The sequence below is a fragment of the Sphingobacterium sp. NPDC055431 genome (assembly GCF_053644255.1).
Genome location: NZ_JBSHLH010000001.1, coordinates 1 through 24,586 on the forward strand (window position 1 = coordinate 1; position 24,586 = coordinate 24,586).

At 40.0% G+C, this 24,586-nt stretch carries 18 protein-coding genes; 13 read left to right on the top strand and 5 right to left on the bottom strand.

The features are described 5' to 3' along the window. Window positions 1-169: 169 nt before the first annotated feature. Together nagB and ACWIB3_RS00010 are read left to right on the top strand one after the other, a co-directional pair. On the top strand, window positions 170-2,089 hold the full coding sequence (gene nagB, locus ACWIB3_RS00005) for a glucosamine-6-phosphate deaminase (protein WP_185212887.1): 1,920 nt from the start codon (window positions 170-172) through the stop codon (window positions 2,087-2,089). A 164-nt stretch (window positions 2,090-2,253) separates the two neighbouring features. Next, entirely contained in the window at window positions 2,254-4,671 is a 2,418-nt protein-coding gene (locus ACWIB3_RS00010; RefSeq protein WP_454290587.1) for a TonB-dependent siderophore receptor, read from the top strand. A gap of 77 nt (window positions 4,672-4,748) precedes the next feature. On the opposite strand, the gene ACWIB3_RS00015 is transcribed toward ACWIB3_RS00010, so the two are convergent. Continuing rightward, window positions 4,749-5,693, bottom strand: coding sequence for a helix-turn-helix transcriptional regulator (locus tag ACWIB3_RS00015; RefSeq protein WP_185215772.1), 945 nt, complete (start codon window positions 5,691-5,693; stop codon window positions 4,749-4,751). An 89-nt stretch (window positions 5,694-5,782) separates the two neighbouring features. On the opposite strand from ACWIB3_RS00015, the gene ACWIB3_RS00020 reads away from it, so the two are divergent. The 3 genes from ACWIB3_RS00020 (at window position 5,783) to ACWIB3_RS00030 (ending at window position 11,049) form a co-directional block, all read left to right on the top strand. Further along, window positions 5,783-8,206: a TonB-dependent receptor gene (locus ACWIB3_RS00020; protein WP_454290588.1), complete on the top strand. Its 2,424-nt coding sequence runs from the start codon at window positions 5,783-5,785 to the stop codon at window positions 8,204-8,206. A 21-nt stretch (window positions 8,207-8,227) separates the two neighbouring features. Then, window positions 8,228-9,574 carry a hypothetical protein gene (locus ACWIB3_RS00025; protein WP_185212891.1) on the top strand — a complete coding sequence of 449 codons (1,347 nt, stop codon included), beginning with the start codon at window positions 8,228-8,230 and terminating at the stop codon, window positions 9,572-9,574. A 110-nt stretch (window positions 9,575-9,684) separates the two neighbouring features. Further along, window positions 9,685-11,049 (top strand): PepSY-associated TM helix domain-containing protein, encoded by a 1,365-nt coding sequence (locus ACWIB3_RS00030; RefSeq protein ID WP_454290589.1) that lies wholly within the window; start codon window positions 9,685-9,687, stop codon window positions 11,047-11,049. A gap of 131 nt (window positions 11,050-11,180) precedes the next feature. Here ACWIB3_RS00030 and ACWIB3_RS00035 read toward each other — a convergent pair whose 3' ends face one another. Then, entirely contained in the window at window positions 11,181-11,528 is a 348-nt protein-coding gene (locus tag ACWIB3_RS00035) for a phage holin family protein (protein WP_093100141.1), read from the bottom strand. A gap of 152 nt (window positions 11,529-11,680) precedes the next feature. Here ACWIB3_RS00035 and ACWIB3_RS00040 point away from each other — a divergent pair, with 152 nt between their 5' ends. Both ACWIB3_RS00040 and kbl read left to right on the top strand, forming a co-directional pair. Then, the gene (locus ACWIB3_RS00040) at window positions 11,681-12,094 is read left to right on the top strand and encodes a DUF2147 domain-containing protein (protein WP_093100194.1); all 414 of its coding nucleotides are present in this window, start codon (window positions 11,681-11,683) and stop codon (window positions 12,092-12,094) included. 177 nt (window positions 12,095-12,271) lie between these two features. After that, window positions 12,272-13,462, top strand: coding sequence for a glycine C-acetyltransferase (kbl, locus tag ACWIB3_RS00045; RefSeq protein ID WP_254526658.1), 1,191 nt, complete (start codon window positions 12,272-12,274; stop codon window positions 13,460-13,462). A 57-nt stretch (window positions 13,463-13,519) separates the two neighbouring features. Here kbl and ACWIB3_RS00050 read toward each other — a convergent pair whose 3' ends face one another. After that, window positions 13,520-15,646, bottom strand: a complete 2,127-nt coding sequence (locus ACWIB3_RS00050; protein ID WP_454290590.1) for a M3 family metallopeptidase — start codon at window positions 15,644-15,646, stop codon at window positions 13,520-13,522. 160 nt (window positions 15,647-15,806) lie between these two features. Here ACWIB3_RS00050 and ACWIB3_RS00055 point away from each other — a divergent pair, with 160 nt between their 5' ends. The 6 genes from ACWIB3_RS00055 (at window position 15,807) to ACWIB3_RS00080 (ending at window position 22,101) form a co-directional block, all read left to right on the top strand. Beyond that, on the top strand, window positions 15,807-16,895 hold the full coding sequence (locus ACWIB3_RS00055) for a DUF4407 domain-containing protein (protein ID WP_454290591.1): 1,089 nt from the start codon (window positions 15,807-15,809) through the stop codon (window positions 16,893-16,895). Between the two features lie 129 nt (window positions 16,896-17,024). Further along, window positions 17,025-18,200, top strand: a complete 1,176-nt coding sequence (locus ACWIB3_RS00060) for a DmpA family aminopeptidase (RefSeq protein ID WP_454290592.1) — start codon at window positions 17,025-17,027, stop codon at window positions 18,198-18,200. Continuing rightward, entirely contained in the window at window positions 18,169-19,281 is a 1,113-nt protein-coding gene (locus ACWIB3_RS00065; RefSeq protein WP_454290593.1) for a serine hydrolase domain-containing protein, read from the top strand. The genes ACWIB3_RS00060 and ACWIB3_RS00065 overlap by 32 nt, the downstream gene beginning before the upstream one ends. A gap of 13 nt (window positions 19,282-19,294) precedes the next feature. Beyond that, window positions 19,295-20,047 (top strand): aspartate/glutamate racemase family protein, encoded by a 753-nt coding sequence (locus ACWIB3_RS00070; RefSeq protein WP_454290594.1) that lies wholly within the window; start codon window positions 19,295-19,297, stop codon window positions 20,045-20,047. A 43-nt stretch (window positions 20,048-20,090) separates the two neighbouring features. Further along, window positions 20,091-20,600, top strand: coding sequence for an ecotin family protein (locus ACWIB3_RS00075; RefSeq protein WP_454290595.1), 510 nt, complete (start codon window positions 20,091-20,093; stop codon window positions 20,598-20,600). Window positions 20,601-20,691: 91 nt separating this feature from the next. Next, entirely contained in the window at window positions 20,692-22,101 is a 1,410-nt protein-coding gene (locus tag ACWIB3_RS00080) for an aldehyde dehydrogenase family protein (RefSeq protein WP_454290596.1), read from the top strand. On the opposite strand, the gene ACWIB3_RS00085 is transcribed toward ACWIB3_RS00080, so the two are convergent. Beyond that, a complete protein-coding gene (locus ACWIB3_RS00085) occupies window positions 22,098-22,454 on the bottom strand; it encodes a Rieske (2Fe-2S) protein (RefSeq protein WP_093100153.1) in 357 nt (118 codons plus the stop codon). The two genes, ACWIB3_RS00080 and ACWIB3_RS00085, sit on opposite strands and share 4 nt — an antisense overlap. A 103-nt stretch (window positions 22,455-22,557) precedes the next feature. Then, a complete protein-coding gene (typA, locus tag ACWIB3_RS00090; protein WP_185212900.1) occupies window positions 22,558-24,363 on the bottom strand; it encodes a translational GTPase TypA in 1,806 nt (601 codons plus the stop codon). Window positions 24,364-24,586: the final 223 nt, after the last annotated feature.

Consider the following 24,586-nt stretch of genomic DNA (forward strand, 5'->3'; position numbering starts at 1 on the left):
ATATTAATAAATAAATATCTGTCTGTTTTAATAATTATTGATTAAAATAATTGCTGTAGCTGTGATTTTCGTTGAAAACGGTTACAAAATCAAAAAGATTTGCATTTTATGCACGTACAGCCTTATAAATTGTTAAATTTGAGGCTCACTAAGGTATTTTTCAATTTAAATGGCAAGATTAAATTTATTAGAGGAAACCCGCTTTGAGAAAGTTCCAGTAACGGTATACCCCTCTCAAGACGAAGCTTCTGTTAAAGTTGCTGAGCGCATCGCTGCTATCATTAAAGATAAGCATGCAAAAGGGGAAAAGGCAGTTTTAGGTCTAGCGACCGGAGCAACGCCAGTAAAAGTCTACAAAGAACTTGTTAGAATGCACAAGGAAGAGGGATTAAGCTTCCAAAACGTTGTTACTTTCAACTTGGATGAGTATTACCCGATGCTTCCGACTGCAGAACAAAGTTATGTAGCATTCATGAACAAGCATTTGTTCAATCATGTTGATATTCCCAAAGAGAACATCAATATTCCAGATGGAACACTTGCAGAAGACAAGGTTCAGGCTTTCTGTGAAGGCTATGAACAGAAAATCTCCAGCTTAGGAGGTTTAGATATCCAATTATTGGGTATTGGTCGTACAGGACACATTGGTTTCAATGAACCAGGGTCTGCGCCAAACTCAGGTACTCGCTTGGTCACCTTAGATGACCTTACAAGAAGAGATGCTTCACGCGACTTCGGTGGTAAGGAAAATGTACCAACAAAAGCGATTACCATGGGTGTAGGGACGATTTTCAAAGCCAAGGAAATTGTATTGATGGCATGGAACGAGAAGAAAGCTGAAATCGTGAAGAAAGCGGTTGAAGGGGAAATTTCTTCTGATATTCCTGCGACTTATCTTCAGATGTCTGATCATGTTGAGTTTGTCTTGGATGAAGATGCTGCTTCAGCCTTGACCCGCTTTAACCTACCTTGGTTGGCGCATGATGTGGTATGGACAGACAAATTAGTAAAAAAAGCAGTTGTTTGGCTTTCATTGCATTTGGATAAAGCTATCCTGAAACTTACCGATGATGACTATAACAATAATGGTATGGCTCAATTAATTACTGAGCAAGGTACTGCTTATAGCATCAACATCCGTATTTTCAATGAATTACAACGTACCATTACAGGTTGGCCAGGTGGTAAACCAGGTGTGGATGATTCTAACCGCCCTGAAAGAGCTGAACCAGCACAAAAGAATGTAATCTTATTTTCTCCACACCCTGATGATGATGTGATCTCAATGGGAGGTACTTTCATTCGTTTGGCTGATCAAGGTCATAATGTACATGTGGCTTATCAAACTTCTGGTAATACCGCTGTTTGGGACGATGATGTGTTACGTTATTTGGAATTCGTTCAAGACTATGCGGTAGTCGTGGAAGATGATAATGGCGTTACGCGTAAGATCTATGATGAGGCTCGTGAATTCTTTAAAGTTAAAAAGCCTAATCAGGTAGACCCTGAAATCATCAGAACGATCAAAGGACTTATCCGTAAGGGTGAAGCTATTGCTGGAGCTCGTTTCGTAGGCCTTCCTGATGAGAATATCCACTTTATGGACCTTCCGTTCTATGATCGCGGTAAATTCTCTAAGGAGATCGATTTTGAAGATGATATCCAGCAGACCATGGAATTGCTTCGCCAAGTGAAACCTCAACAGGTTTTTGCTGCCGGTGACTTTGCAGATCCACATGGTACCCATAAAGTTTGTTTCGATATTATCCTTGAAGCTTTATTGCGATTGAGAGAAACCGACGAATGGACTAAAGATTGTTGGTTATGGTTATATAGAGGTGCATGGCACGAATATCCGATCCATGATATCGAAATGGCGGTTCCACTTTCTCCACAAGAGGTGAAACGCAAAAGGTTAGCAATCTTCAAACACCAATCTCAAAAAGATCTTCCTGTATTCCCAGGAGATGATCCAAGAGAGTTTTGGGTTCGTGCTGAAGATCGTACTAGCGAAACAGCTGGATTGTACCACCAATTAGGATTGGCGAACTATGAAGCTATCGAAGCTTTTGTTCGTTGGAAATTCTAATCCAGGTACAAATAGATATTAGATAAGCTGTCCCTTTCGAGGGACAGCTTATTTTTTTGGTAAAAATTTCGGAATGTGAATGTTTTTATCGGATTGTTTATTTTTTTAATGTTACCCCGACATTACTTTTGCAGCACTATTTAGAATCAGTACAAATAAATACCATGAAAACATCATATCTACTTGCTCTGCTTGGAGCGACTACGATCTACACTGCCGCCAATGCTCAAACGACTGTAAAAGGGAAAGTTAGTAGCAATAACAATGAATCGATCTCCGGACTGAACATCAAAGTCAAGGATAAAGTTACCATGTCTGATGAGAATGGTTACTTTGAACTATATGTTCCTTATACAGGTACCTTCAATCTGGAAGTAACTGGCGTTGGGTATGTAAAGGAGTCGGTATTCGTTAATCCAAAGGAAACAAACACAAATCTGGGGACCATCGTAATAAAGCCAGCTAATCACAACATCCAAGAAGTGGAAGTGACAGGATATAATTCTTTAAATGATAAAGTCCTTAATGTTGGAAAGGCTGGAATCCTAGACCGTGATTTACCGCAAGCGGTTCAGATTGTCAATGCGCAAGTGATCGAAGATCAGCAAATCAATAGGTTGAGCGATGCCTTAAAGAATGCCAATGGGGTAGCTATGGGAGCAAATCGTGGTGGTGTTAATGAGAATTTCTTTGCGCGAGGTTATAGCCTAGGGTCCAATAATATCTTTAAGAACGGTGCACGTACGAACAATGGTGGATCCATTGAAGCCAGTACTTTAGAGTCTGTTGAGATCTTAAAAGGGAGTGCTGCTATTCTGTATGGAGGTGTTACTGGAGGGGCAGTAGTAAACTTGGTGACCAAAAAGCCCAAATTTGAATATGGTGGAGAGGTATCCATGCGTATGGGGAGTTATAACCAATACAAGCCTATCGTGGATGTGTATGGCCCGATTTCAGATAAACTAGCTTTTCGGGTTGTCGGAACAGGAGAATATGCAGAAAGTTATAGGGATTATGTTGAAAGCAAGAGATATTATATCAATCCTTCCCTATTATATAAGATGTCGGAGAAATCCAGTTTGAACTTTATGTTTGATTACTTGAAATCAGATTATACGCCTGATTTTGGAATAGGTTCAGTGGATGGAAAGATCAATAAGGAGGTCGGTAGAAATACCTTTATTAATACGCCTTGGGCATTCAATAAAACCAATTCTTCAAATGGACAGATCAATTTTGAGCATGTCTTTTCAGATAACTGGAATTTACAGGCCATAGCCAGTTACCAACAATATGGTCGCGATTATTATGGATCTGAACGTATCCAAGCCAAAGCTACAGGAATGGCCGCTCGTGCTTTAAACAGGACTGAGCAAGATGAACTAAGTTTCAACCAGCAATTGAACGTGAAGGGGAATGTGCAAACGGGAAATATAAAACATCAGATCTTAATTGGAGCTGATGCAGATCAATCCAATACCAAAAACTATGCTTTCAATATCTATGGGGCGGGATTGGACAATAAGCCAAGTACAGCATACGATAGCATCAATGTTTTTAATCCCTATACCGCTATGATGCGTTCAGATATGCCAGGTGTTGATTTGAAAACAAGAACTACAACCGATATCAACCGTTATGGAGTCTTTGCACAAGACTTGATTTCCTTAACTAAGGAGTTTAAAATCCTTGCTGGGATCCGATATACTTATCAAAAAACCAAGAATGCAGAGGTGTATGACTATGCAACTGGAGAAACGACAGTAACGCCTAACAAAGGTAAAGATGGCGAAGATATGGGAAGTAAGGTAGATAAAGCATGGTCTCCAAAGTTGGCCTTGATCTATCAGCCTATTTCGACCATGAGCATCTATGCTAGTTATGCGAATAACTTCACTTCAAACTCAGGTTATGATTTAAATTTCCAACCTATGGGTCCATCATTGATCGATCAGTATGAAGCTGGTGTTAAGAATGATTTCTTCAATGGCAGACTATCGGCAAACCTGACCTGGTACAGAATTCAGAACAATAAGTTTGCACAGACCATCATTGAAGCTGACGGAACGGTAAAAGATCCTAACATGAAAGAATTTACCGGAAAGACTGCCTCTGATGGTGTTGAGTTAGATTTGACCGGTAAAATTGCCGAAGGCCTGAACGTTATGGCCGGATATAGTTACAACTTTATGCGTTATTTGGAAACCAATGAAAACGGAAATGTAGAAGGGGTTCGCTTGGTAGGAACGACAGCGCATTCTGCAAATGGAACTGTATTCTATACCCTTCAAAATGGAAGTTTCAAAGGGTTGAAACTAGGATTCTCGACATTCTATACAGGTAAGAGAAATGCAGGTTGGAACAACAGCAAAGTAAATGAGAAAGAAGGTGTAAACAGATTGATCGCAGTGGATCCATTTACGACATTTGATTTCTCAGCTGGATATACCTATAAAAACTGGAGCATCTTAGGAAAGGTTAGCAATATCGGAAATGCCTTTAACTATTACGTGCATGAGAACTATAGTGTAAACCCGATTCCACCAAGAAGTTTTACCGGTACATTGAGTTATAAATTTTAACCAATATCTATAAAGAGTAAAGCTGTTTACAATGAAGTAAACAGCTTTTTTATTTAATAAAATAGATGGAGTAATTCTTAGAAAATAGGTAAGTTGCTCAACAACTCAGGGATGGCCTGTACGCCTTCATGAGCCACTAAGAAAGTGTATCGAAGTGAGTTGGGGATAATTCCAAAATACTTTTTAAAGGCGGTGGTGAAATGGGTGGAATGCTTATAGCCAGTCATCCTTGCCACATCAGAAATACGGTATTTGCCCATCAGGATCAGCTTTTTTGCATGTTCCATTTTCATTTCAGTAATATAGTTCATGATGGTCTTTCCATAGAACTGCTTGAAATGTTTCTTTAGGTATTGCTCATTGGTGCCCACTGATTTTGCCAATTCTGAAATGGTATGGTTTTTTGAAAGATCTTCATCAATTAGCTTTTTAGCCATTTGGATCTTTTCATAATGATTCTTATTGGCAATGATTTCCTTGTTTTCATTTTCCACAAAGAGGCTCTCCACCTGATGGATAATGACTTCCAGCAAAAGGGACTGGATCTTTAATTGATTGATATAGGAATCAGCTTCGTACAGCTCGAAAATTTGTTGCAAAGCAAGAGCAATCCTGCCGTCCGCTTTAGTTAGCAATCCATGTTGAAACCGTTCTTGGTCTGCAATGTACTTGTCATGGAAGACTAAGAGCTTATCACTGGGGATTAACATCAGAAGGATGCGGTTGTCTAGACAGATGCTCTTCAAATCAAATAGGTCACCTTTATTCATATGGATCAACATGTTGTCGCCCGCTTGTAAAAGGTAATTGTCCTGCTGGATTTGAATGGAACAATTCGCAGAATCTTCTAGTAACAATAGATTTAAATAGCCATCAATAGGGGAAGTGAAACTGAATTTTTGCCTGCCTTTGAGTACCGTAAAATACATTAAAGTGCCTAATTCCAACATATTGGTAGAAATACCATTGGTTGTTTCAGGTAAAATTTCCGATTGCGTAGTATTTTTTTCTGATTGCGTCATTTTGCTATTTAGAATAATTCTACATTTGCAGCAGTATTTATTTAGACTTGTTCTAAAGAAAGTCGAAGTTACTGTATTAATCTGGAATAATGAAACAATTTTACCTCACCATATTATTTTTATTTACCTGTATTGTTGTATTTGCCCAAAATTCAACAATAACCGGTAAAGTTCATTTGGTAGATGGCACGCCTGTTTCAAAAGCTACAGTGCGAATTGAGGGCACTCCAATTGCAAGCATTTCCGATGATGAAGGTTTGTATACATTGGAGCAAGTTCCTTATGGAAAACAGACCATCTTAGTGACCTCCATTGAGATTAAATCGAAGAGACTTCCTATTGATGTCAATAAGGCCAACTATGATTTACATATCCATATTGACCCAAGAGGAGAAATCAGTCTTGATGAGGTGCGGGTACAAGGGAATTCCGTAAAAAGAGAAATTGAGACCAAGGGGTTTGCTGTCAATGTGATCGAAACGAAAGAAGCTTCCACAAGAAATATTCAAACTAATGAACTCTTGGACCGTACTGTAGGAGTAAGGGTCCGTCAAAGCGGAGGTCTAGGTTCGGAGGTACAATATAACTTAAATGGGATGACGGGTCGATCGGTCGGGATATTCATTGATGGGATAGAAATTTCGACCTATGGTTCCTCATTTAACTTAAATAATATCCCTCCTTCGATGATTGATCGCATCGAGGTATATAAAGGGGTTCTTCCTGCTCATTTAACAGGGGACTTGCTTGGAGGAGCAATCAATATTGTTCTTAAAAAAGGTACTTCGAGCAATAACTTATCTGCCTCTGTTTCTTATGGCTCATTCAATACTACCCAATCAGATATTTCTGGCCTTTATAGAAACGCGAAAACAGGTTTTACGACTAGGGTTTCAGGGAGTTTCTTGAATTCAGACAACGATTATGAAATCTGGGGTAAATTCTCCAAATATATAGAACCCAATGGCGTTGTACGTCGTAACTATAGGACCAAACGATTCTTTGATGGCTATAGAGCATTATCTGGAAGATTTGAGTTTGGATTTACCGATGTAAAATGGGCGGATGCTTTCTTTTTAGGATATAATATCTCTGATTCTCATAAAGAGATTCAGCATGGCCAGACCATGGGGACTCCTTATATGGGCAGAACCTCTGATGCCACGGCTAATGTGTTGAGTTTGACTTATAATAAGAAAAACTTATTTGTGCCAGGCCTATCCTTGAATACCAATGCTGTCCATAGTTTTAGAAGCACCAATATCCTCGATACTATTCCTTGGGCCTACAATTGGGACGGACAGATCCGCCTTGATTTAAATGGTGATCCTATTCGTCGACTGGATGGAGCACAGCAGGGGAAACCTGCGATGACGGATATTGATCGTCAGGTAACCAATATCAGGACGAACTTGAGTTATGATATTCTTTCTGGACATAGATTCTCCGTGAACCATGTTTTTTATACCGTAGATAGAAAAGACAAAAACTTGTTGATAAAAGATGGTAATACCGGCATCAACAGTTCGAATGATCTTGCAAAGAATGTCGTGTCGTTCAATTATGAAGCTCAAACGTTCCGTAATAAGTTGACAACAAATCTATTCTACAAGATTTATCAACAATCTATTGCTAGCCATTCTTATACAGGGGTAATTGAAAACGGGCAGACGAAGATCGTTGAGAATGTCAGCAAGGACAACCGTGTAAATTATGGTTATGGTCTTGCGGCATCTTATAAATTGTTCAATCGATTGGTACTTCTGGCCTCAGGAGAACGTGCGGTAAGAATGCCGGTTGATATGGAAACTTTTGGAAGTCCGGAAGATAATGTTCTAGCCAATCCGGGGATCTCACCCGAAATCAGCGACAACTATAATGCGGGGTTTAGGTTAGGGACTTATGATTTCGGTGATCATAGATTTTCGGTTGGAACCAATGTTTTTTGGAGGAACACGAAAGACAGGATCATGCCGAGAGCTAATGAAATGATCAACAGCCAAGAAATTGAACTTACCCAATATGTCAATTTGGGGCTTTCTCAGTCCGTGGGCTTTGAAGGTGAACTGACCTATGCCCATAAGGACAAGCTTACGTTATTGTTCAATTTTTCCAAATTCAATTCCTTGTTTAAGCAAGAGTTTGATCCTACTTCTGGTCAACCGATGACCTATTACAACAAACAGATTCCTAATGAGCCTTTCTATACCATGAATGGAAATGTTCTTTATAGATTAGATAATATCATTCAAAAATCCTCTCAGTTAAACCTGTTCTACAATATTGGTTATGTGGCGCCTTTCAGCACAGTATGGCCAGATTCTGATTGGTTTATTACACCGGCACAGTACGCACAGAATTTGGGTATGAGCTATGTTTTTCCTAACAAGAAACTCATTCTGGCACTGGATGTCAAGAACGTATTCAATGCTGAACTTTATGATAATTTCGGCGTTCAGAAGCCTGGTAGGGGATTTTATTTAAAACTGAACTACTCAATTAACAATATATAATTACTCTTAATAATTAATAACATGAAAACGAATCTATTAAAGTATGCAATACTTGCCACTGGTTTGATATTTAGCAGTTGTTCAAAAGACGGAGAAGGTCCGAAAGAAGTAACTGAAGACGATATACGTTGGATCACTGTTTCAGGTGCGTTGATGGATGAGGAGCCAGGCGACGGTAATGCCGGAACTATGGTATTCAGTATGAAGCCTGAGGAAGCAAAAAGTCCAGCATTTTCAGTCGATGTGTTTGCGAATGGTCAGCACGTGAAATCTTCAAGAACAGCGCGTCTGCAAGCATCAGCTGATGGAAAGTATTTATATAATATCCAATATACAGGTGATGATGGCGGTAATTTCAACAAATTCAGGGTTCGTGGTGGAAAGAACTTTACCCCGGAAGGCCCAGAAGTAGAGACCGCTACATATGTAAGTACAGCTCCACGTTGGTTGAAAGCAGCAGAAGGGGTTGGTATTGCAGTTAGAGCAGCAGCAAATGATGCAGTTTATACTGGTCAAGCGCCAAACTTTGTATACCAAGAAAGAACAGCAAAAACGGATGTTATTTCATTGGATTTAAATGATCCTAAGATTACAAAAACCACCAAATTCGACTTGAAATTAACTGCTGAAGAAGTTGCAGCTGGTTATTATGTAAGCCGTATCGATGTTCCTGTAATCAATAAAGCTGGGAATAAAGTATTTATTGGAGCAGCAGTTTCAAAACATAATACTTCAAAATTCACCCTTGGAACTGATGGAAAACCTACTTGGGAAAATGATAGAAATGGTTTGAAAAGCTGGGCTAAAACTTTGGTGTTAGACTACCCTTCTTTAACAAATCCTAAAATCCTTACTTCTAACAAAACAAGAGGTAATACCAATGGATACCGTAGTACTCTTCAGTATGTAGGTACAGATGGTCATGTTTACCAAGCTACCTCAGGCGAAGCAGTAGGCGGTGGTGGTTCTAAGATCTTACGAATCGATGGTACAAGCAATGAATATGATGCTTCATACGCATTTAGTTTAGATCAGGCTTTAGGGGTTAAAGATTCATACATCGAAACATGGAAATATGTAGGTGATGGAATAGGATACGTTGTGTACAATGTAGCTGGTAAGGGGGGATATATTGCGAGGGTAGATCTAAAAAATAATACCGCTAGAAAATATAACATTCCAAACCAAGACGAATTGAATTTCCGTCAGATCCAAAATATTGCATTGGAAGGGGATGATGTATTTATTGCTATCGCACCAGTTGGTAAAGATGGAAACATCTATGTGTTCAACAGAAAATCTGGAGAGATGTCAGTAGGGGCAAAACTTGTGAATAAAACGGGTAACCAGTATATCGGAATTTATTAAGATATCAACAAAATATTATATCAGGTGTGCAGAATTTTGCTCACCTGATTTTTTCATTACAGTAGTATAAAGAGAAAATGAGTAAAAGAGTACAAAAAAAATCAACATGGATGAAAGTAAGGAAACTTTTTAACGACATCCATTTGTGGGGAGGGTTGATATCCGGGATCGTGGTTTTTATCGTTTGTATCACCGGTACAATCTACACCTATAATACTGAAATCAGGGCATTGGCAATGCCTGAGTTCAATAAAGTAAAAGTTGAAGGACAGAAGAAAAATGCAGATCAATTGTTGGCCGCTATTACGCCAGAAGTAAAAGGTAAAATAGTAGGTGTAAAAGTACCATATGCCGATAATGCTCCTACATTTTTCATGTACAATAAAAAAGAAAAGGACGGGGAAGGGAAGGAAAAAGAAGGAAAACCTGAAAATTCCAAAGGTCAAGAAGGACAAAAACCTGGAGACAGGACGGATGTAAAGGAAGGTGCAACAGCTGAAAAACCTCTAAGACCCGTAGAAGCAAAAGTTGGGGAAAGCAAAAGTCCGCAGAGAGCTGCCCCTGCTGGTCCTGGAGGGCCTGCTGGTGGTCGTGGTCCGAGAGCAAACCAGTTGGCCGTAAATCCTTATACAGGTCAGGTAATCGGTGATCCTTCGGATGTGAAAACCAAGACCGCAGAGTTTATGCAAAAGATGTTCGGTTTGCACCGTTGGTTATTGTTGAATGAAATTGAAGAGCCGATCATTGAAGGTGTTGAAAACAGAAAGCTTGGTTCTTGGATTACGGGAACAGCTACCTTATTGTTTTTATTAGGCGTGATTACAGGTATCGTCATTTGGTTTCCTAATAAAATGAGAGCATGGAAAAACGGATTAAACATCCGTTGGTCGGCGAATTGGAAAAGGCTCAATCATGACCTTCACAATACGCTGGGTTTCTACAGCTGTATCATTCTGTTCTTGATGGCCGTTACGGGCCCCTTTTGGTCATTTGATTGGTATCGTGCGGGCTGGCAAAAAACATGGGGAACCTATAAATCTCCAGATGCTCCAAAAGAAGAGAAAGCTCCTATCCTATCTACATTACCTGCGGATGGAAAAATACCGATGAGCATTGAAGAGACCATTTTGGCCGTTAATAAAGTCCTGCCTTATGATGGCGATGTCACTATCAACTTTGCAAAAGATAGCGTAGGGACAGTTTCAATCAGTAAAAACAGAACAGGTTTCTTTGCTCCTTCAGCTGGAGACAAATTAACCTTAGACCAGTATAGTGGTGAAGTGCTGGAGAGAGATGTCTTCCGCGAGAAACCATTTAACCAAAGAGCTTCTGCTTCCATAAAGGCATTGCATATCGGGGATATCTATGGCCCATTTACAAAAATGCTTTATTTTATTTCCTGTCTGATCGCAACCTCATTGCCGATAACAGGCGTGATGATCTGGATCAATAAAATGAAGAAAACAAAAAAGTAATAGTAACAATTTCTCTTTATATCAATTGGGTTTGGCTGGCATGGTCAAACCCATTTTTTGTTTAAAACAGAAATGCCCAGCCATTCAGCTGAGCAGTCCGTTTGTTTTAAAATTAGCGGTTTTTTTTTGAGTTATTTATTATCGCTGCCCATACGTCCGATCAACATTTCGATAATCGCAACGATGATGGCAAAAAAGAACGCAGGCCAAAACCCTGCTACATCAAATTTCGAACCCATGATTTTATCTGAAAGCATAATCATCAGAACTGTAATGATAAATGATACCAGACCAAATGTTAACCAATTCAATGGGAAAGTAAATAAACGTAGAATTCCACCTACAATCGCATTCACCAAGCCAATAACTAAACCCGTTAGGATAGCCCATCCAAAACCAGCAACAGTTACTCCAGGAATAATCCATGATGCGATTGCAACTACTAAACCTGTAACTAATAGACTAATAATGAACCTCATAACTTAAATAATTTGTGTAGTTAAAAATTGTTCAAAATTAATGCCAATAAAGCGGTTTATTGGACGGTATTTTTAGGGGTAACAAAAATAATATTATGCTAACATAGAAAAATATGTGTATATTCATCCAACAATTTTAAACATCAAAGGTTATGAGACAAATAGTTGCAACATTCTGCGCCCTATTATTCTCCATGGTATTATTCGCACAAAATAATGATCCAATTATTGGGAAATGGCAAAATCCAAGTGGGGAGGGAAGAATCGAAATCTACAAGAAGAACGACAAGTTTTTTGGCAAGCTTTATTGGGTTAAAGATGCCTCAAAAAAAGATGTGAAAAATCCTGATCCCAAATTGAGGAGCAGGAATATCCAAGGCTTAGAAATCTTAACCGATTTCAGTAAAGAAAGTAAAACCTATGTAGATGGTCAGATCTATGACCCTAAATCAGGAAAAACCTATAGCTGTAAAATGACCCTAAAGGGTGATGACCAGCTAGATATCCGTGGCTACATCGGAATTAGCCTCATCGGGCGTACTGAAACCTGGAAGAGAGTTAAGTAATCAAGAAAAAGAACTCAAAAAGGATAATGCCCCCAATAGACCATCTATTCGGGGCATTTTTCTTTGAGAATGGAGCTATAGTTCTGGCTTTCATGGGATAATGAATTTAGGGCAAACGTTTTCGTAAGGGGGTGAGATAAAAAAAGGTTATATTTATTGCGGATTAATTGAAATACTATGTATAAAACTCTAAAACCAGCCCTTGAAAAAGAACTTGCAGAAATTAAGGATGCAGGTTTGTACAAAGAAGAACGCATTATTGTAACTCCTCAAGGAGCAGATATCAAAATCAGTACAGGACAGGAAGTAATCAACTTCTGTGCGAATAACTACTTGGGACTGTCTTCACATCCAAAAGTTGTGGCGGCAGCAAAAGCGGCAATCGATAGTCATGGCTATGGAATGTCTTCGGTACGTTTTATTTGTGGTACTCAAGATGTCCACAAAGAATTAGAAGCTAAGATTTCAAAGTTCTTGGGAACTGAGGACACCATTTTATATGCAGCAGCATTTGATGCAAATGGAGGTGTATTTGAGCCCTTGTTAGGTCCTGAAGATGCAATCATATCTGATGAGTTGAACCATGCTTCCATCATTGATGGAGTTCGCCTGTGTAAAGCGCAAAGATTCCGATACAAAAACTGTGATATGGAAGATCTAGAAGCACAATTAAAGGCTGCTTCTGGAGCTAGACATAAGATAATCGTAACGGATGGTGCTTTCTCCATGGATGGATCCGTAGCGCCATTGGATAAGATCTGTGACCTAGCCGATAAGTACGAAGCTTTAGTTATGATCGATGAATCACACTGTTCTGGTTTTATCGGGAAAACAGGCCGCGGAACGCACGAATTGTTCAATGTAATCGACCGTGTAGATATTATCACCGGAACTTTAGGAAAAGCTTTAGGAGGTGCATCTGGAGGATTCACTTCTGGTCGCAAGGAAATTGTCGATATGCTTCGCCAGCGTTCTCGCCCATACCTTTTCTCCAACACTTTGGCACCTGCTATCGCCGGCGCATCTGTTGCTGTCTTGGATATGTTGAGCGAAACAACTGAACTCCGTGATAAGCTAGAAGATAACACCAAATACTTCCGTGAGAAAATGACCGAAGCTGGATTTGATATCAAACCAGGCTTCCATCCTATCGTCCCAGTAATGCTTTATGACGCTAAATTAGCGCAAGAGTTTGCTTCCAAGATGTTGGATGAAGGAATTTATGTCATTGGATTCTATTATCCGGTAGTGCCTCAAGGAAAAGCACGTATCCGTGTGCAGATTTCAGCAGGACACGAAAAAGCACATTTAGACAAAGCTATTGCAGCCTTTACAAAAGTAGGTAAGGAATTGGGCGTGATTAAGTAATTCACGGCTGATACAGCATAAAAAAAGCGCCTGGGTTATCCTAGGCGCTTTTTTTGATTAGTTCAATCCTCTCTTTTTCATCAGGTGGATTGGGTCCGGATCCGCACCGCGGAATTTGCGGTACATCTCAGCAGGATTTCCTGTGCCACCTCTTTCAAGGATGTTGCTACGGAAGGAAGCTGCTGTATTCTGATCATAAAGACCTTTCTCTTTAAATGCAGCGAATGCATCTGAATCTAATACCTCAGACCAGATATAGCTATAATAACCTGCAGAATAACCACCACTGAAGATGTGTTGGAAATAAGAACTTCTATAACGAGGGATAATGGCATCAATCAATCCAATTTTATCCATTGCTGATTTTTCAAATTCATTTGCTTTGGCTTTGATTGGAGCAGTTGCGCTATGGTAATTCATATCCAACATAGATGCTGCTAGGTATTCAACTGTAGCAAAACCTTGGTCGAAGGTTCCCGCTTTTTGCATTTTCTCGATCAATGCATCAGGAATAGCTTCTTTTGTTTGGAAATGCTTGGCATATGTTTTCAATACTTCTGGATCAGCAGCCCAATTTTCCATGATCTGCGAAGGAAGTTCTACGAAGTCACGCGGAACGGAAGTTCCTGCTAAGCTTCTGTATTTTACATTTGAGAATAAACCATGTAGGGCGTGGCCAAATTCATGGAATAAAGTAGTTGCTTCATCAAATGTCAACAATGCAGGACTATCACCAACTGGTTTTGTGAAATTACATACGATAGAGATCACAGGAGCGACACGTTTTCCATTCTCACGAGCTTGAGACCTGTATGATGTCATCCATGCTCCAGAACGTTTAGAAGCACGAGGAAAGAAATCAGCATATAACAAACCTAAGTGAGAACCATCCTTATCACGAACCTCGTATACTTCAACCTCAGGGTGGTAAACAGGAACATTGTTCAAAGCGACAAATGAAATTCCCCAAAGTTTGTTTGCAGTAGCAAAAGCTCCTTCGCGAACATCCGTTAAACTGAAATAAGGTTTAATTTCTTCCTCATTCAATGCATAACGTTTTTGACGGATTTTCTCTTGGTAATATCTCCAGTCGTATGGTGCTACATTGAACGTATCTTTAGCAACTTCGATTTCTTTTTGAATATCCGCAGCTTCAGTTTTCGCTTTTGCTAATGCTGGAGTCCAGATTTTGTTCAATAAGGCATTTACGTTAGCAGGGTTTTCAGCCATAGATTCCTCAAGGACATAAGCCGCATGTGAAGAGTAACCCAACAATTTTGCTTTTTCCAAACGTAGGTTGGCAATCTTGATCAAGATTTCTTTTGTATCTGCATCATTGTCATTGTTACCGCGCAATTGGTAAGCATCCCAAATCTTTTTGCGCAATTCACGGTTATCCGCATATTGCAAGAATGGCATTACAGAAGGGTTCTGTAATGTAAATAACCATTTGCCATCCTTTCCTTTAGCTTTTGCCTCAGCAGCTGCCGCGGCCTTCAATTCTTTTGGTAATCCGGCTAAATCTTCCTCTTTGTCAACAACCATTTCAAAGGCATTGGTTTCAGCCAATAGGTTCTGACCATATTGAGTCGATAAAACAGAAAGTTCAGCATTGATTTTCTTTAATTTCTCTTTATCCTCATCTTTCAGGTTTGCTCCCGAACGAACAAATCCTTTGTATGTTTCTTCTAATAATTTTTGATCTTCTGCATCTAAACCAGCATTTGCTCTTTGGTCATAAACGGTTTTCACGCGTTTGAAAAGCTCTGGGTTCAGATTGATCTCATCTCTATGCGCAGACATTACCGGGGCAAGGTCCTTTGCAATAGCTTGAATCGTGTCATTTGTATTTGCACTGTTCAAGTTGTAAAACACAGTCGATACACGGTTTAATAGTTGTCCTGCATTCTCTAATGCAAGGATGGTATTGGCGAAAGTAGCAGGTTCATCGATCTTCAAAATAGAATCAATTTCTGCCTCATGTACTTTCAAAGCCTCTTTAAAAGCAGGTCTGAAGTGTTCATCTTTGATCAGGTCAAAAGGAGGGACTTCAAAGTTAGTTTCGTACTTGGCTAATAATGGATTTTTCAAATCTACAGCTTCCTCTTTTTTAGTTTCGTTGTTACACCCTACTAACAAGCTGGCTATCACCATGCAGTAAGGTAAAAAAACTTTTTTATTCATTCTCTTCTAGTTTGTTTCAAATTTTGTGCAAAGGTACTAATTCTTTACTTAAGTATCCCATTCTTTGTAGCCAACAAACTACTAAGAATTTCTAAAATATTTGTTTAATTAGCTGTAACAAAAGTGAGTCGTTTGCGTCTAATTACTAAAGCTTTAACTTATGAAGGATTTCTTTTTCTGGTGTGCTGGGGTACATAAGGAAACCTTGGACCGCTTCCCTGAGGAGCAGAATAAATATATAAGCATTGGTGCAACGATATTTTTCACTGGACTGTTTGCAGCGTTGGCAGGTGGCTATGCCCTGTATTTCGTGTTTAGCGGTAGTTCATTTGCCATCTTTTTCGCCCTGCTTTTCGGTATGATCTGGGGCCTGGCCATCTTTAATCTGGACAGATATATCGTATTGAGTATAGACAAGAGCCGCAGTGGCTGGATGCAATTATTGCAAGCCCTTCCCCGTATCTTGTTGGCCATCCTGATCGGTATGATCATTTCCAGGCCTCTGGAACTGAAAATCTTTGATAAAGAAATCAAAGAACACCTACGGGCGGAATATCTGGTTCAACAGAACGCCAAAATTGACACCCTAAACAAGACTTTCGAAAATAAATACCGTGTTGAATATGCTCAGCTCAAGAATCTGACCACACATGCCGATTCACTTGAAGCGAGTATCAAGACCTCTAGACAGCAATTGAACCATGAAATCTTCGGAACCAAAACCGATGAGACTTCAGGGGTGATGGGCTATGGTCCTTATGCAAAAATGAAGGAGGAAAACCTCAATAAGCAACAGGCTTATCTAGATAGTTTGAGAGGTCGATTGCAGACCAAAGAGTCGGAGTTGTTACAACGAAAAGCCTCGGAAGGTCTGATGAGCCAAAGAATTCTGTCGGATAAATCCTTGGACAGTGCGGTAAATGTAGCTGGTTTTGCAGACCGTAATGCTGCCTTGAGCAATCTCCACAAAAAGCCGGATGGAACAGTGAATAAATCCACTGAAAATGCGGTTATCTTTATCGCTCTTCTATTTATATTCTTCGAATGTCTGCCAGTATTTGTCAAATTGATGAGTGGTCGTGATGCTTATGACAATGCCCTCAAAAATCAAAAAGAGGTGCATAATTATGAATCCAACACGGGTGTGACCGTTGAGAAAACAGCTATCGATAAGATAGACGAGTACCGAATCGACGCCTCCATCAAGCGTAGAATGGACAAACTCCAAAAAGAATTTGTCGAAGAATAAACCGCCTATCTAAAGATTTCAGTATACTTGCCATTCAATTAAAACTTTCATAATTCTACAAATAAATGGGATTATGAAAGTTCTGATTGGTCTATGAAACATAAACCATCAATAAAACCATCAATTGATATGAGCAAGAGAAATCTGCTATTAACGCTTGCGTTAATGACCATTTTTAACCTAGGACACGCACAAGAAAAAAGAGGAAGGATCAGGGACTTCGGTATTCAGATTGGTATTCTCCCAACAGGAACCAACAATGCCATTACCGATGTCGCTGGTGTAACCGTAGGTCAGAAAACTATCATTAAAGGTGATTCCGTACGCACCGGAGTGACCGCGATCATTCCACATCAGGGAAATATCTTTCAGCAAAAAGTTCCAGCAGCTGTATTTGTAGGAAATGGCTTTGGAAAAATGATGGGAATATCCCAGATTGAAGAACTCGGAAATATCGAGACGCCAATTTTATTGACCAATACCCTGAATGCACCTAAAGTTGCCAATGGCCTTATCGATTATATGCTTTCCTTACCAGGAAATGAAAACGTAAGATCGGTTAACTCCGTTGTAGGAGAGACCAATGATGGTGGATTGAATGATATCCGTGGCCGACATGTGGAAGCCGCAGATGTATTAGAAGCCATAAAAAGTGCTAGTACAGGAAGAGTATCAGAAGGAAATGTGGGGGCAGGAACTGGAACGGAATGCTTAGGCTATAAAGGTGGGATTGGAACCGCATCAAGGAAGCTCCCAGCTTCTCGGGGAGGGTATACTGTTGGGGTGTTGGTACAGACGAATTTCGGTGGAGTCCTGAGCATCAATGGTGCTCCCGTCGGACGTGAGCTCCACAATTATTACATGCAAGAACCCAAAGAAGCCCATAAAGTGGATGGATCATGTATGATCGTTATTGCAACGGACGCTCCACTTTCTGCTAGAAATCTGGAGAGATTAGCCAAACGTTCCTATATTGCATTCGGAAATGTTGGTTCATTCTCTTCCAATGGAAGTGGTGATTATTCCATCGCTTTCTCCACGAGCCCTACAAACTTAATTCCTCACGAAAGCAAAAACATAGCCTTAGAAACAACCGAAGTAGGCAACGATTATATGTCTCCGTTGTTTATGGCAGTTTGGGAAGCAACTGAAGAAGCAATCTTAAACTCCATGTTTATGGCTGAGGATATGAAGGGAATTAGAGGCCGGACCGTAAAGGCAATCCCAATTAAGGAAACACTAAATATTTTGAAAAAGTACAAGGCGCTAGACTATGATAAACTTCCTAAAGCTGTTCAGAAATAAGACGAAGATAGTCACTTTATGCGCTGCTTTTATTTCAATAGGTTTTAGCAGTTCGGCTCAGGATAAATCCCTAACGCTGGATCAGGTTGCCAAGAAACATCATATTCCAGCTATACAGCTCAATTATCAAAAGAATGGAAAAAACCATCTCTATCAGTATGGCATAAAGAATCTGGATAGTAATTCCCCAATTGATCAAAATACAGTCTTTCAGGCTGCATCCCTGACCAAGGTCGTAGCGACCTATACTTTTTTGAGGTTGATGGACAAAGGCTTGATCGAACTGGATAAACCTCTTTGGAGCTATTACCAATATGATCGCCTAAAAAATAACCCAAACAGAGATAAGATCACGGCAAGAATGGTGTTGACCCACCGTACCGGCTTCCTAAATTGGGAAGGAGATGTTCCTACGGATGCATGGAGAAAGTCCGGCCTGACCTCCCAATTTGAACCAGGAACTGATTATATGTATTCTGGTGAAGGATTTTATTTCCTGCAGGAGACCATGGAGCACATCTCGGGAAAAACCTTTCAAAAATTGGTCGAAGAGGAAGTTCTGATTCCCATGAAAATGAAAAACTCGGCGATTGTATGGAAAGATGAGCTGGAGGCCAATGCCGCCTATGGACATTACGAAGATAATAAGCCGAGGAAGCTAGGGAAATATAGAAAGAGCAATGCTGCATATACCCTATATACCACGGCTGAAGATTATAGCAATTTCATCAAGAAATATATCTTTGATGGTTTTGGTCTGAAGAAAAAGACCCATCAATTAGCTTTGAGCCATCTGGCAGATGCTAAGAAAGCCCAGGAAATCAGCCCGGATGATAAATATGTTCCCTGTGCCTTAGGTATGCGGATGCAGATCAATGAATTAGGAACTGCTTATTGGCATACCGGATCAAATCCAGGCTTTCGCTGTTTCTTTTTGGCCTATCCCAAAAGCAAGGAAATACTGGTTGCCTTTACCAATACTGATAATGGATTTGTAGCGATTCCCGATATATTGGCGTTATTTTTGAACAATAATCAGACATTCTGGATGTATAAATGGCGCCAGGGTGAGTTAGACTAAAAAGGATAAGATTATGATTGGAATTGTTGGAGGTGTCGGTCCATTGGCTGGTGTTGATATCTTAAAAAAAATAATAGAAGAGACCAATGCAAGAAGGGATCAAGATCACTTACCGGTATTATTATCTTCGCAATCGCATAGAATACCTGATAGAACTGACTATCTTATAGGTAAAGAACCTATTAATCCAGGCCTTGCGATTTCTGAAATAGCTTTAGAACTGGAAAGAGCAGGGGCTACCGTTGTGGGGATACCTTGCAATACGGCCCATTCGCCTCGGATTTTTGAGGTGATCCAAGAGGAATTGGCTAAGCACAATTCTAAAATCCAACTTCTGCATATGGTGGCTGAAACAGCCAAGTTCATTCAGGAAAAATTTCCAGGATCAACGGTCGGTGTGCTTTCCACAATCGGAACCCGCAACACCGGTCTATATAAACAGGTTATTGAGAGCTATAATCTGACCTGTATCGAGCCAAACGATGTGCTTCAGAATAAAGTCCATTCGGCCATTTATGATCAAACCTATGGGATCAAGGCTTTTTCCTCGCCGGTTACCAATCGGGCGCATGATCAGTTGGTCGCGGCTATCCATGAGTTGAAGGGGCAAGGTGCTCAAGTGATTATCTTGGGATGTACAGAATTGCCTTTGGCCTTGCGTGAAAAAACTTATTATGGTTTGCCTGTCATTGATCCGAACCGCATCTTAGCAAGGTCGTTGATCCATGCAATAAATCCTACGAAATTGAACCCTGTAGCGGATTAGGACTAGCTTACGTATTATGTAGACATAATAAAATTTGAAAAACATGAAACAAAGTAAAGTACCAGCTCTTTTGATTTTAATGCTAGGCTTATTCTTAATGCCAAATGCATCTAATGCCCAAGAAATGTTAGTGAAAGTAAATACCGATATTTTCCCAGCTCCTGAAAAAGGCTTTAAAAGAATGGTCATTGAAGTACCTTACTCTGAAGCGGAAAACAATAAAAAGATTGAATTCAGTGTAGGTAAGATGATGGAGGTTGACGGTTGTAATCATTTTGGATTAAATGGCACGATCGAAACTAAAGATTTGGAAGGTTGGGGATACAATTACTATGTATTCAAAACCAACGGAGATGTAATTTCTACCCAAATGGCATGTCCTGGTGCACCTGCAAGAAATCTTTTCGTATCGGCGCAGCCTACTCTAGTTCAATACAATGGTAAAATGCCGATTGTAGTCTATGTTCCTGAAGAATATGATGTACGATTCAAGATCTATACAAGTACAGACGAGGTTTACCGTGCGATGGAAGACAAACCTAGCAAAAAGTAATCTCTCCATTCAATAAAAGACTTAAAAACCCAGACATGAATATGACCTGGGTTTTTGTTTTATTGCTTATTTTTATTCTTCAGGCAATAATATGGCATATAATACCCTTTCAGAAATAGACAAAATCTACCAGTCCCAACTTAAAAACAAATCGGCTATAAAACATAGTACCGCTTATAAAAGAATAGGTTGGATCAAGAAATTATTAGATACCATCAATAGGGAAGAAAAGGCCATTGAGCAGGCTCTATACCAAGATTTTCATAAATCTGGAATTGAAACGGCCATTACTGAGATTTTGGTCGTACAGCTGGAGCTGAAACATATCGCCAAGAAACTGCGTGGCTGGATGAAGGACAAGAAGGTTCGTCGTTCATTGGTGATGCCCAATGTCAGCGCCTATTTGCATTATGAGCCCAAAGGAAACGCTTTGATCATTACGCCATGGAATTACCCCTTTCAGCTCCCGTTAGTCCATCTGGCGGCCTGTATTGCCGCAGGTAACACAGCTATACTAAAGCTCTCTGAATTTTCTCCGAATAGCAACCAAGTCCTTAAAAAAATAATAGCCGAAGTCTTTCCAACTGATCATATTGCAGTCATTGAAGGAGCTGTTGAGGAAACAACCCATCTCCTGAACCTAAAGTTCGATCATATCCATTTTACAGGTTCGTCCAAAGTGGGAAAGATCATAATGGAAGCTGCAAGTAAGCACCTCACGGATATTACTTTGGAACTTGGTGGCAAGTCTCCAGCGGTAATCGATAAGAATGTGAATCTGAGGCAGGTCGTTAAAAACCTGATCTGGGCCAAGTTTATCAATGCAGGTCAGACCTGTATTGCTCCAGATTACATCCTTGCCCATAGGCATCAGAAACAGCAGCTTGAAGAGGTTTTTAAGATCGAAATCGAAGAAGCTTTCGGTAAGGATGCGTTTAATTCACCGGATTATGCCCGAATAATTAACGAAAAACAGTTTGAAAGGCTTAACCAAGCTCTAGACTCAGCAAAACAATTAGGAGCTAATATCATTGCTGGAGGCAAGACCGATGGAAGGACCAAGTACATTGCACCAACGGTAATCACCAATGTGGCCGCCAATAATCCGCTCATGACGGAGGAGATCTTTGGCCCCATTCTGCCCATCGTATATTATGCACAGATTCAAGAAGCCATTGACTTTATCAATGCTAAGGAAAAGCCATTAGCATTGTACGTGTTCAGCAAAGATTCAAATTTCAATAAACATATTATCCGGAATAGCAGTGCTGGATCAACCTGCATAAATGATGCGGTCATCCAGATCATGCAACCTAACCTTCCTTTTGGAGGAGTAAACAATTCTGGTTTGGGACAATCCACGGGTTGGTATGGCTTTAAAGCGTTCTCACATGAAAGAGCCGTTGCCGATGTCAAGATCATCCCGCTGTCTTCTATGTTCTGGTATCCTTACACGGAAAAGACCAGTAGGATGTTGCAATGGATTAGGCGTTTATTCTAGCCAAATATCTTGTTCCATAGGCTCTTCTTGATCCCTACATAAAAATCCCCGTCTTCCTTTTTCAAAGGATAGATCCGGATAAAGTTATGTTGAGGTTCATCTCCTTTGCCAGACTCCAGATTGAATCGATGCCGGTGAAAGGGACAGACCAATTTACCTTCTTCGCACCATCCTTTTGTCAGATCTGCTCCTGCATGCGGACAGCGACTTGAGGTAACCGATAGGACATCTCCCTCTTTGATCAAACAGAGCTTTTTACCTGCCACATGCAAAGCCTTGACATAATTACGGCTCTCATCAATTTTCACAGGCACTTTATGCCATTCTAAATCATCATCTTCAAAATTCTCCATCAGCTGCAAGATTTAATAATTTATAGCAAGTTAAGAAATGACATCAACAAAAAAGAGGCAAACCCTTGGGGATGCCTCTTATATTTTCAGCTAAAGTTTAATTCTAAACGAATTTCTTAGCATTTACTTTACGCTCGTTTTCAGTAAGGTAGATCTTACGCAAGCGGATACTTTGAGGAGTAACCTCGATGTATTCGTCAGCTTGGATATATTCCATACATTCTTCCAAAGAGAATTTAATTGCTGGAGCAATACGTGTATTGTCATCAGAACCAGATGCACGCATGTTTGTCAATTGCTTTCCTTTAGTCACGTTGATCGTTAAATCGTTGTCACGGATATGCTCTCCCAAAACCTGTCCTTCATAGATCTCAACACCTGGATCAACGAAGAAACGACCACGGTCTTGTAATTTATCGATTGAATAAGCCGTTGTAGAACCAGTATCTAATGAGATCAATACACCAGCCATACGACCTGGAATTGTTCCTTTCCAAGGCTCGTATCCTTTCAGGCGGTGCGCCATTACAGCCTCACCAGCAGTAGCTGTCAATACGTTGTTACGTAATCCAATGATACCACGAGAAGGGATAGAGAATTCAAGGTGTTGCATTTCGCCTTTAGTTTCCATGATCAACAACTCACCTTTACGTTGAGTTACCAATTCGATCACTTTACCAGAAACTTCAGCAGGTACATCTACTACCAACTCTTCGATTGGCTCATGTTTCTGACCGTTTATTTCTTTAACGATTACCTGTGGTTGTCCTACTTGTAATTCATAACCTTCACGACGCATTGTTTCGATCAATACTGACAAGTGAAGAATACCACGACCGTATACCAACCATGCATCTGGAGAATCTGTAGGAACAACGCGTAATGCTAAGTTCTTTTCTAATTCTTTTTGAAGACGGTCATAGATGTGACGTGATGTTACGAATTTACCTTCTTTACCAAAGAAAGGCGAGTTATTGATGGTAAACAACATGTTCATTGTTGGCTCATCAATGTGCATTACTTCTAATTGCTCTGGGTTTTCAAAGTCTGCAATGGTGTCACCGATTTCAAAACCATCGATACCTACTACAGCTACAATATCACCTGCATGAACTTCTGAAACTTTAACACGACCAAGGCCTTCAAACAATTGAAGTTCTTTCACGCGAGATTTTACAATCTTGCCATCACGTTTTACCAATGATACCGGTTGGTTTTCTTTGATTGTTCCTCTTACCACACGGCCGATCGCGATACGACCAACGAATGTAGAGTAGTCCAATGAAGTTACTTGCATCTGCAATGTACCTTCAGATATTTTAGGAGCAGGAATATGTGCAATGATTGCTTCCAACAATTCGGTGAAGTCAGTCGTTGGTTTAGTCCAGTCAGTTGACATCCATCCTTGTTTTGAAGAACCGTATAATACAGGGAAATCCAATTGATCTTCAGTAGCACCTAAGCTAAAGAACAAATCAAATACATTTTCGTAAACCTCTTCTGGACGACAGTTCTCTTTGTCTACTTTGTTTACCACAACAATAGGTTTGATACCTAATGCTAAAGCTTTTCCGGTAACAAATCTTGTTTGAGGCATCGGACCTTCAAAAGCATCCACCAATAGAACAACACCGTCAGCCATTTTCAATACACGCTCAACCTCACCACCGAAATCGGCGTGACCTGGAGTATCAATAATGTTGATCTTGGTGTCTTTGTATTTAACAGATACGTTTTTAGACACGATGGTAATACCACGCTCACGCTCCAAGTCGTTGTTATCCAGGATTAATTCCCCTGAATTTTCATTGTCCCTGAATTGATTGGTGAAGTGTAAGATCTTGTCAACTAGGGTAGTTTTACCGTGGTCAACGTGCGCGATGATCGCTATGTTTCTGATATTCTGCATTAAGCAATAATGTGTTATTAAAAATAAGAGGTGCAAAGATATACATTTTGCACCTCATTTTTTACTAATTGCTATTAATATTTTATTAGCATGTCGTTTATTTATGATTAATTCTCAAACAGTTGGGTCAAAAGCAGGGATATTTTGGTTCTTCCTGATAAGGAAATGAACCGCTTTCTAAAGGACTTTTTTCGTAAGGAAAGATGTTTGTTTATTTACAGAA